Below are 9,719 nucleotides of genomic sequence, written 5' to 3'. Positions count from 1 at the left end.
TTGTTGTGCTTGAGACTACAAAGTAGCCGAAAGCCGTCCAAACAGTGAAGCTGACACTCTATCATCGGCCGAAGCCTAAGAGCGCGATATACAGACGTTGATCCATCGAATGAACCAAACCGCCCACATATCTCTTCAGATATCAAATTTTCAAACAGCGTTGAGACAAAAGAAACTGAGATGCGCCCTATAACCTTGGCGCGCCCCGCCTCTATTACCTCGAATTTTTACCCACCTTCCGAACCGAACCTAGCGTCGCCGCTCCCGTCCGCCCCGTCTGGCGCCCCGCCGCCGCATCTCTGCGCCGCCGGTAGAGGGGGTTCTAAGGTTAGACGCACAAACCCGCAAGCAGAAAGTTGAGAAAAGTGAGGGCTTTGGGGAACCTTTCGGCAAGTAGCTGAAATCGCGTGTTATTTCTGAGCTCCCGAAGCGCAGGATCCAGCCGCCCTGCCCCGCGCCCGACGGAAGATAGGCCGGGTCCGAGTGAATCACCCACGATTCACGGCTGCGAAGCACCTATTTGGTGAATCAAATCGAAAGCCAGGACCCCTTCATAATGCCGCCGTCCTCACCCCTCTGCTTCATCGTCCTCTGAACAGCGAAGCGGCAGCGGCTCTTTGAATGTGAGCGTACGGTAAGGGAATGGTATCTCAAGCCCGGCGTTATCCAACGCCCGCTTCACCGCCGTCACGACCTCATCCCGGGAGCGGCGCTGTTCCACCGGAGCCGAGCCTGTCCACCAAGTCACTTCGAAATTAATCGAGGAATCCCCAAACTCTTGGGCGAAGATCTGAATGGGGTGATCCCCCTGCTCTACTGTCTCACAGCCCTCAACCGCTTTGGAGATGACAGTGCGCGCCTCATTCAAATCTACATCATAGGCCACGCCGCAGATCACTGTTTGACGGCGGTGCTTTTGATCCGTGCGAACATGGACAGGGTTTTTGAACAGCATCGCGTTCGGGACGATCACAAGTTGCCCGTCCGTCTGGCGAATGTGGCTCTCCCTGATGGCGATATGGGCGACTTTACCCTCGATCCCCTCGCATTCGATATGATCCCCCATACGCATCTCGCGGCGAAAGAGGATGATAATTCCGGCGAGGAAGTTCTCGAAGACATCTTTGAAGGCAAAGCCGATGGCGACCGAGCCGATGCCAAGACCGGCCAGAATGCTCGCTGGGGTCAGACCCGGAAACACGATCACCGCGGCGATCATGATGCCGAACACCCAAATTAGGATTGAAGTCAGAAGAGTGAAGAGGTCCTGCAAGCTGGGGCGTAGTTTGGTACGCCCCAACGCCTTACTGACCAATGCGCGCCCAAGTGCTGCTATAAGCCAAGTTAGGATCAGCACAACCAGAGCAACCGCAACCTGCGGCAGGAGCGCGATTGTGTCCCGCGCCATTTCCATGACCTGACGCCACATAAACCTAACTGGTTCCACCCTAACCCCTTCTCAGACTTCTAAACAGATTGCAGCAAAACAGACGCTGCGGCGAGTATTATATGCCCCTACCACGGCAGTAGCATAACTGGTCACCTTAACCTTGCGGGCTACTTATCCGATGAGAGCAAGTTGCTGAGAGAGGGTCCCGATAAGATCGGGGTAGTACTATGGATATCATTCGCATCATTGTCGCTATCCTGCTGCCCCCGCTTGGGGTGTTCTTGCAGGAAGGTCTGGGAAAGCATTTCTGGATCAACATCATCCTGACGCTATTGGGCTATATCCCCGGTATCGTGCACGCGATTTACATCATCATTAAGAGGTAGGTGTGACGAGCCTTTGCCTTAAAAAAGCACGCCCCTGACAATCAGAGGCGTGCGATGCAATCAGTCAGATAATTTGCCCTCGGCGTCACCGACGCCCTTTTGCACTTTGCCTTCTGCCTGATCGGCCTGACCTTCGTGCTTAAGGTCGTCATTGCCAGCCGCATCACCAACTTCTTCTTTCAGCTTACCGCCAATGTCCTTGGCCTTGCCTTCTGCCTGATCTTTATTCGCCATGGTTGCTCTCCTCTATCTTTGTAGAAAAGCAACGCCAGAGTGCGAGCGGTAGTTCCGATATGGCAAAGCTGATTGAAACGAAACCGAGAGCTAGGCTTAGTTCGAGACTGACCATTTAGGGAAAATGGTGCCCGGGGGCGGAATCGAACCACCGACACGAGGATTTTCAATCCACTGCTCTACCCCTGAGCTACCCGGGCACGGGTCACCTCTTTCGAGATCGGGTGAGCGGGTTCTAGGACCTGTGGCGCGGGGTGTCCAGCCCCATTTTACCCTGAAATTCACTTCTTTTCGCGAAGGGCAAATTATCCAGCGTTAATGAGGCTTTGCGGGGCTGTCTTGCGCTGCCTCGGCGGCCTCAATGGCCGCCTCTACGTCTTCGGGATCGCGTGAGGGGACGGCATAGCTGCCGTTGAACCAGCGGCCCAGATCGATGTCAGCGCAGCGGCGCGAGCAGAAGGGGCGGTGCGCTTTGACGGTCTCAGCTTTGCAGATCGGGCAGCTCATTCGCCACCTCCTGCAAGAACCTCCGCCAGCACCGGGCGGCCGCGTTTGCGCTGCAATTCGTAATGGCCCAGCGGTGTCCAACCGACCAGCGTCGTGTCCACATCATCGGCACGGAAAGCGGCGCGAAGCGCGCTTTCAAAGGTGCGGCGATCCTTCTTGGGCATGGGGGCGAGATCGAGGGTGATCTGCCCGCCAAGACCGCGCAGGCGCAAGGCGCGGGGCAGTGCGCGGGCGCAGGCCATATTGGCTTTCACGCCAGCGGCGAGTGACGCATCACTACCGGTGTTCACATCCACAGCCACAAGTGCGCGGGTCGGCTCAACGAAGATCGACGCTCCGCTGCCAAGGGGAACTTGCGGCGAGGACAGGCGGTCAAGCTCTTCCAAAACACTATGGTCGCTGAAGCCCCCAGCCTCGGTCACCACCTCGGCAGGTGCGGTCCAGTCACGCCACGCCAACAAATGCGGGCCATCGCCTTCGCTCAGCACTTCCATCTCCTGCCCGTCATCATTGGCCACGGTATCCGCAAGGGCCAGCATATTCGCGATATCCTCGGCAATATCATTGGCATCGGCCCCGGCGCAGGAGGAGCGCAGGATCAGCCCCAGATCGGCCCCGCCTGCGGCTTCATGCGCGATTTCGAGCAAACGGTCGCGCTCTTCTTCGTCCTTGATGGAGCGCGAGATGTTCAGCCCCGGCGCATCGGGCGTTACGATGGCATAGCGCGACTTGAACAGCAGCTTGTTGGTCACCGGGATCGCCTTGCCCGGCTCGGCGTGGCCCGAAACCTGCACCAGAATCGTCCGACCGGGCGCCAGACCTTTGATCTGTCGCAGGAATGCCGCGCCGTCGGGGGTCTTGAGAAACATGCCCCCCTGCCCCTTCACCGGACGATCTGCAATCGCGCGATAAACGGTGCCAACGCGCGGCGCGTCGCTGTCCACGAGAAAATCATCAAGCTTGCCGTCCACCATGAGTGCTGCGGCTTCAACATCGCCAAGATGGTCGAGAATAATCGTTCGGCCCTTCATGCGGCACCTCCGTCAAATGGGTAGTCTGCCGCTTGAAGCAGGTTCGCAGCCTCGGCCAAAGGCAGGCCGACGATTGCAGTGAATGAGCCGCTGATCCATGGGATGAGCGCGCCAGCGGGGCCTTGAATGCCATAGCCGCCCGCTTTGCCGCGCCAATCGCCGGTGGCGAGGTAGCGGCGGATCTCTGGCTCGGAAAGGGATTTCATCTTTACGGTGCTCTGCACATCGCGCTGCCAGAGCTTATCGCCCTTTTTCACAGCCACAGCGGTTACCACCTTATGACGGCGGCCCGACATCAGTCGCAGGAAGGCCTCGGCTTCGGCCTCATCCTCGGGTTTGCCCAAGATGCGCCGCCCGAGCGCCACGGTGGTGTCCGCGCAGAGCACGATATCATCCGCCTCAGCAGGCACAGCCGCCACCTTTTCGCGCGCCATGCGGGCGCAATAGGGGCGCGGCAGTTCGGCCTTGTGGGGGGTCTCGTCAATGTCGGGGGCGCGGATGGCATCGGGAACCACGCCGATCTGGGCCAAAAGCTCCAACCGGCGCGGTGATCCTGATCCGAGAATGAACTGCATCTTATGGGCCTCCTTGCCTGAGGCCGGCAGCCCGGTCGGGGCCGCGCACGGCCCCGCCTGCGCCGCGCAACGCGCGAACGCGGTGCCGCTTACTTGAAACGATAGTTGATCCGACCCTTGGTCAAATCATAGGGTGTCATTTCCACCTGAACTTTGTCGCCAGCCAGAACACGGATGCGGTTTTTCCGCATCTTGCCTGCCGTATGCGCGATGATCTCATGGCCGTTTTCCAGCTCGACCCGAAACGTCGCGTTAGGCAGGAGTTCCTTCACGACACCGGGAAATTCGAGCGTATCTTCCTTGGCCATGGTCTCTCCTTGAGCACAAAACCCTCCAATTTGAGGGCGCAGGCTTAAATGGGCGCATTTTACTGCTTTTTCAAGAGGGATTCAGCGCAGCGTGACGTTTATCGCTGTTCCATCCCGCCCAAACTGGTCTTGCCAATCGCGCCGATTGAGCACGATGCCATCTGCGCGGACCTCCGCAACCTGCGCCAAGTCGGCCTCTGCGACCGTCCAGCCGGGGGCGTTGACCTCTCGCACGGCCAAAATACCGGTGGGTGGGAAACCGCGGTCCGGCGGGCAGAAAATGCCACCAGCGCCAAAGGACTGCCCCAAAGCATCAGACCAATCCGCCGCACCAACGACTGAAGACATCGCCGTGATACACTGATTCTCAAGGGCGCGGGCCATGGAGCCGATGCGCACACGCCAATATCCCGCCAGCGTTTCCGTGACACTTGGCACGCAGATCACATCGCAATCGGCCAGCGCACGGCCCAGCAATGGAAATTCACTATCGTAGCAGATCAAAATGCCGATCTTGCAGATAGCCGTGTCAAAAACCTGCAGCGCGTTGCCGCCAATTACGCCCCAGTCTTCCCGTTCAAACCGGGTCATGATCTGCTTGTCCTGCACGCCCACCTGCCCCGAAGGCGTGATCAGCCGTGCCCGGTTCACCGGACGGCTGTCGGTCGTGGCGGGGCCGGATCCTGCAACGATATGCACATTGTGTTCGGCGGCGAGTTGCAAATGAAGGCGATCTGCCTCTTCCAACTTGTCAGAAACGGAAAACAGCGAACGCTCTAGATCACCGGCCACCTCGGCGCCATCCAATGTGGCCAATTCCATCGCGGCGTATTCGGGAAATACCAACAGGTCCGCCCCCTGCACCGCCGCGTCGGCGACCCAATGGGCCAGTTTGTCCTCGTACTGCGCCCAAGAGCTTAGAACATCGAGCGGATAGGCGGCGGTAGCAATTTTCATCGGGGGCTCCGGAGGGTGCGTTTCGGCGCAGTCTGCGCGGCTTTGACGGTGGCTTCAAGAGGTCGCCGTCGGATCAAATCGCAGGCTTCACTGTTTCCGCTTTCTAACATCTACGCTGCCAGTTCATTGGGCAAACGCTTGACCTAAGGACTTCATGGTTTCACAAAACTCAAAAGAGATCGGACAGTCCATGCTGCATAAAGGCATCACTCTCAGAGGTATTGAAGTCTTCGAAGCGCTCGCGCGCACGGGGTCTGTCGCGCAGGCGGCTCATGCCACAGGGCTCAGCCAGCCTGCCGTCAGCCAGCAGATGCGCAATCTAGAGGCCGCCATAGGCGCAGAACTGGTTGATCACACGCGCCGCCCCATGCGGTTGACCCAAGCCGGGCAAATGTTCCTGCGCCGCGCCGGGCTCGCCCTGACCGAACTGCGCCAAGCACAAAGTGAAGTCACAGTGATGGATCTCGCGCATCTAGAGGCGCTGAACCTCGGAGTTATTGATGATTTCGATGACGATCTGACCCCACGCCTTGCAACGATCCTTGGCGACAGTCTGACCGGATGCCGCTTTCGCATGATTACGGCAGGCAGCAACGAATTGGCCGACGCGCTGCGTGACAAGAGCCTACATATGGCACTTTTTGCCCAGATCGAAGGCAAACTGGACGCGGTGGTGGAATATCCGCTGGCCCGCGATCCCTTCATCATCGTTACCCCAGAACAGACGCCGCATGCCCCCGCAGCCTTGCTGAGCGGCGACAGCGATCTGCCATTCCTGCGCTATGCCAAAGACCAGCTAATCGCGCGCCAGATTGACGCCCACCTTGCGGCTCAAAGCCATGACCTGCCCGCCCGGTTTGAGATCGGCAGCCATCTGGCGCTGATGGCCATGGTGGCGCGGGGGATCGGTTGGGCGATCACCACGCCCCTAGGCTACATGCGGGCGGCGCGTTTTCACAACAAATTGGCCGCACATCCCCTGCCCGCCCCGGTGCCGTCGCGCACCATTTCGCTGTTTGCCGGGGATGAATGGTCTGGCCCCGTCCCGCGCGACATCGCCCAAACCCTGCGGCAGTTGATGCAAACCCATATGATCGCGCCCGCCATTGCGCAGTTGCCGTGGTTGGCCGATGGATTCCATCTGCTTGAAGATTACAATCGGATCGGAGACTAATCAGCCATGACAAAAATCGTGATCCTTACCGGCGCAGGCATCTCAGCCGAAAGCGGGCTCGAGACCTTTCGCGCATCAGACGGGCTTTGGGCGCAGCACCGGGTCGAAGATGTTGCCACCCCCGAAGGTTTCGCCAGCAATCCGAAGCTTGTGATCGACTTCTACAATGCCCGCCGTGCGCAGGCGGCACAAGTTTCGCCAAACCCTGCGCATCAGGCTCTTGCGAAACTGGAAGCCGAGCTTGATGGCGAAGTGGTGGTGATCACTCAGAACGTGGATGACCTGCACGAACAGGGCGGCTCGCGAAAGGTTATGCATATGCATGGTGCTCTCAAAGGCGCGCTTTGTGCCGCCTGCGATCATCGCTGGCCCGCGCCGATGGTTATGGCGCCCGGCGATCCCTGCCCCGCATGCAATGCCCCCGCCGCCCGACCCGACATCGTTTGGTTCGGTGAGATGCCCTATGAGATGGACGCGCTTTTCGATCATCTGGCCGAGGCCGATATCTTTGCCGCCATTGGCACCTCGGGCAATGTCTACCCCGCCGCCGGTTTCGTCGCCGAGGCCCGCCGCGCCGGGGCGCATACGATTGAATTCAATCTAGAACGCTCTGCCGTGGGAAACCAATTTGAGGAACACCGCATTGGCGCAGCAAGTCAAACTGTCCCCGAATGGGTCGCAGAGGTTTTGCAGGCGCGCCGTTAAGCTCCGGCGCGCCGAAGTGACTTAGCGAGGTTCGCTGCGCAGCCCTTTGTAGATGGTGTAACACATCACCAGCATCAGAATAGCAAAGGGAACCCCCGTTGCCGTGACCCCGGCCTGCAAGGCCGAGAGCCCGCCGCCGATCAGCAGCACGATGGCGATCAACCCCTCAACCACACACCAGAAGACCCGCTGTGGCACCGGAGCGTCAATCTTGCCGCCTGCGGTGATCGTATCTACCACCAGTGACCCCGAATCTGACGAGGTAACAAAGAATACCAGCGCCAAAAGGATCGCAATCGTCGATGCGGTCTTGGTGAAGGGCAGCTCATTAAGCATCCCAAACAGCGAAAGTTCTGGCGAGTAGCTGTCGATTACATTCGCTTTCACCAATGACGTCTCAGGACTTGTGAGGATCTGGTCGATTGCGATGCCGCCAAAGACACCCATCCAAATAAAGATGATCAGCGACGGGATCAGCAGAACGCAGACGATGAACTCCCGCACCGTGCGCCCACGCGATACCCGCGCGATGAACATGCCGACAAAAGGCGCCCAAGAGATCCACCACGCCCAATAGAAGGCTGTCCAACCTTCGCGGTACGAATCGTCCTCACGACCGAATGGGTTGGAAAGTGGCACGATCTCTTGTGTGTAGGCGACCAGCCCGGTCCAGAACCCATCAAGCCCCACCAACGTCGGGCCCACAAAGAGCACGAAGAAGAAGAACAGGATCGCCACCACCATGTTCACCTCTGACAGGACTTTCACTCCACCATCTAGTCCCCGCCAAACCGAGACGAGCGCCACAGCAGTGACTAGAAGAATTATGATCACCTGCGCGTTGGTCGAAATCTCTAGCCCGAACGCAAAGTTAAAGCCTGCATTGGCCTGCTGCGCACCCAGCCCCAGCGACGTTGCCAGACCAAATAGCGTTGCGAACACGGCCAAGATATCAATGATATGCCCCGGCCACCCCCAAACGCGATCCCCCAGAATGGGGTAGAAACACGACCGGATCGAAAATGGCAGCCCCTTGTTATAGGTAAACAGCGCCAAAGCAAGCGCCATGATCGCATAGACGGCCCAACCGTGCAGACCCCAATGATAAAAGGTTGCCGCAAGCCCCATGGCACGGGCCGCCTCGACATTCTCAGGTATGATGGAGCCGTCCTCAGCAATCGGCAATGGCACCCCTAAAGGGCTGGAAACATTCATGTGGTACACAGGCTCAAGCACGCCAAAGAATAACAGGCCGATGCCCATGCCCGCGGCAAAAAGCATCGCAAACCACGCGGGGTAGGAATACTCCGGCACGGCGTCTTTACCGCCCAATCTGACCTTTGAGATCGGCATAAAAATCAGGGCGATACAGAAGATCACAAAGATATTCACGATGATCATAAATAGCCAATCCAGCTTGCTGGTGGCAAAATCCCGCACTGCAAGGAAAAGCTCTCCTGCGTGGCTGGGAAAGATCATTGTCAGCAACACAAAGGCCACGGCAGTCAGCCCGGATACCATGAAAACCGGGTTGTGAATGTCAAAGCCTAGAGGGCCAAGAGTGCCGTCAATATTGTCTTGGCCGACTTCGAAATCGGTTTCGATCTCGCCATTGTCGGGGGTGGGGTCAGTCATGAATTCTCCGATCTTGAATGCACTGTCTTAGCCCCGCCTTGGCAGGTCGCATGGCCAGAACAACGAGTGTCAGAGAGTAAATTAGCTTCGTTTACCGATATTTCCCGAATAAAAACATCAATCCGTGAAAGGAATTTCAAAAGCCTGCGCCATTCGGCTCTTTGCTTAAATGGGGTCGGTATTAAAAAATGCCTAAGCCACAAACGAAAAAAGCCCCGATCCTTGCGGATCGAGGCCCATTCTGGTCTGTGTTAAGCCTTAGCTCAGCACATCAGCGGTCGCGCTGGATTTGGCGATCGCTTTTTTGATTTTCAGTGCGTTGTCGGACAGTTCAACGTCCTTGGCTTTCGCCAGGAACTTGTCCAGACCACCGCGGTGGTCAACGCTGCGCAGGGCTGCGGCAGAGATGCGCAGCTTGAACGCACGGCCCAATGCCTCGGACTGCAACGACACGTCGTTGAGGTTCGGCAAGAACCGACGGCGGGTGCGGTTGTTGGCGTGGCTTACATTGTTGCCCGTCATCGGGCCTTTTCCGGTCAATTCGCAACGGCGCGACATGGGTTCATCCTTTTGCTGTTGTGTCTGCCCAGCGATCCGGGAAACACATACGATAGGGGCCGCGCAGAGCCGACCCTGAATTGGTCCGCTGGCTTTAAGGGGAATCGCGGTAGCCGTCAACCCGAAGCGCAGGACTTGAGCGCTTTTCCTGTCAGACAGCTTGGCCCGTCAAGGTCACCCCAGCCCGCCCTGCCCGCGTTACGCTAGTTTTTGCCACCTGTGATAGAGTTTTCTTTGCATCCCCCTGATGGATTTGCGA

At 58.2% G+C, this 9,719-nt stretch carries 12 protein-coding genes and 1 tRNA gene; 3 read left to right on the top strand and 10 right to left on the bottom strand.

Annotated elements, in window-relative coordinates; genetic code table 11:
• Positions 1–568 precede the first annotated feature (568 nt).
• Positions 569–1,447: a mechanosensitive ion channel family protein gene (locus BM229_RS15920; protein ID WP_244152225.1), complete on the bottom strand. Its 879-nt coding sequence runs from the start codon at positions 1,445–1,447 to the stop codon at positions 569–571.
• A gap of 170 nt (positions 1,448–1,617) precedes the next feature.
• Between BM229_RS15920 and BM229_RS15915 the strand changes: the two genes are divergently transcribed.
• Positions 1,618–1,776 carry a YqaE/Pmp3 family membrane protein gene (locus BM229_RS15915; RefSeq protein ID WP_093928596.1) on the top strand — a complete coding sequence of 53 codons (159 nt, stop codon included), beginning with the start codon at positions 1,618–1,620 and terminating at the stop codon, positions 1,774–1,776.
• Between the two features lie 60 nt (positions 1,777–1,836).
• Here BM229_RS15915 and BM229_RS15910 read toward each other — a convergent pair whose 3' ends face one another.
• The 7 genes from BM229_RS15910 to BM229_RS15880 form a co-directional block, all read right to left on the bottom strand.
• The gene (locus BM229_RS15910) at positions 1,837–2,010 is read right to left on the bottom strand and encodes a CsbD family protein (protein WP_093928595.1); all 174 of its coding nucleotides are present in this window, start codon (positions 2,008–2,010) and stop codon (positions 1,837–1,839) included.
• 125 nt (positions 2,011–2,135) lie between these two features.
• Positions 2,136–2,210 (bottom strand) — tRNA-Phe (locus tag BM229_RS15905).
• Positions 2,211–2,325: 115 nt separating this feature from the next.
• Positions 2,326–2,517 carry a DNA gyrase inhibitor YacG gene (locus BM229_RS15900; RefSeq protein ID WP_093928594.1) on the bottom strand — a complete coding sequence of 64 codons (192 nt, stop codon included), beginning with the start codon at positions 2,515–2,517 and terminating at the stop codon, positions 2,326–2,328.
• The gene (locus BM229_RS15895; RefSeq protein ID WP_093928593.1) at positions 2,514–3,548 is read right to left on the bottom strand and encodes a ribonuclease E/G; all 1,035 of its coding nucleotides are present in this window, start codon (positions 3,546–3,548) and stop codon (positions 2,514–2,516) included. Before BM229_RS15895 ends, BM229_RS15900 begins: the two co-directional genes overlap by 4 nt.
• Positions 3,545–4,123 (bottom strand): Maf family protein, encoded by a 579-nt coding sequence (locus BM229_RS15890; protein ID WP_093928592.1) that lies wholly within the window; start codon positions 4,121–4,123, stop codon positions 3,545–3,547. Before BM229_RS15890 ends, BM229_RS15895 begins: the two co-directional genes overlap by 4 nt.
• 89 nt (positions 4,124–4,212) lie before the next feature.
• Positions 4,213–4,431: a translation initiation factor IF-1 gene (gene infA, locus BM229_RS15885; RefSeq protein WP_005978431.1), complete on the bottom strand. Its 219-nt coding sequence runs from the start codon at positions 4,429–4,431 to the stop codon at positions 4,213–4,215.
• Positions 4,432–4,512: 81 nt separating this feature from the next.
• Positions 4,513–5,388 (bottom strand): carbon-nitrogen hydrolase family protein, encoded by an 876-nt coding sequence (locus tag BM229_RS15880; RefSeq protein ID WP_093928591.1) that lies wholly within the window; start codon positions 5,386–5,388, stop codon positions 4,513–4,515.
• Between the two features lie 190 nt (positions 5,389–5,578).
• On the opposite strand from BM229_RS15880, the gene BM229_RS15875 reads away from it, so the two are divergent.
• Together BM229_RS15875 and BM229_RS15870 are read left to right on the top strand one after the other, a co-directional pair.
• Positions 5,579–6,562: a LysR family transcriptional regulator gene (locus BM229_RS15875; protein ID WP_093928638.1), complete on the top strand. Its 984-nt coding sequence runs from the start codon at positions 5,579–5,581 to the stop codon at positions 6,560–6,562.
• Between the two features lie 6 nt (positions 6,563–6,568).
• Complete coding sequence (locus BM229_RS15870) at positions 6,569–7,267, top strand: NAD-dependent deacylase (protein ID WP_093928590.1); 699 nt, start codon at positions 6,569–6,571, stop codon at positions 7,265–7,267.
• 21 nt (positions 7,268–7,288) lie between these two features.
• Here the strand turns inward: BM229_RS15870 and BM229_RS15865 are convergent, their stop codons facing one another.
• Both BM229_RS15865 and rpmB read right to left on the bottom strand, forming a co-directional pair.
• Positions 7,289–8,902 (bottom strand): BCCT family transporter, encoded by a 1,614-nt coding sequence (locus BM229_RS15865; RefSeq protein ID WP_093928589.1) that lies wholly within the window; start codon positions 8,900–8,902, stop codon positions 7,289–7,291.
• A gap of 258 nt (positions 8,903–9,160) precedes the next feature.
• Positions 9,161–9,460, bottom strand: coding sequence for a 50S ribosomal protein L28 (rpmB, locus tag BM229_RS15860; RefSeq protein ID WP_067268014.1), 300 nt, complete (start codon positions 9,458–9,460; stop codon positions 9,161–9,163).
• Between the last annotated feature and the right edge of the window lie 259 nt (positions 9,461–9,719).

This window comes from Sulfitobacter dubius (genome assembly GCF_900113435.1).
Lineage (GTDB): Bacteria > Pseudomonadota > Alphaproteobacteria > Rhodobacterales > Rhodobacteraceae > Sulfitobacter > Sulfitobacter dubius.
Note: the sequence above shows the minus strand (reverse complement) of the source record. Positions and strands in the feature narration are given on the sequence as shown.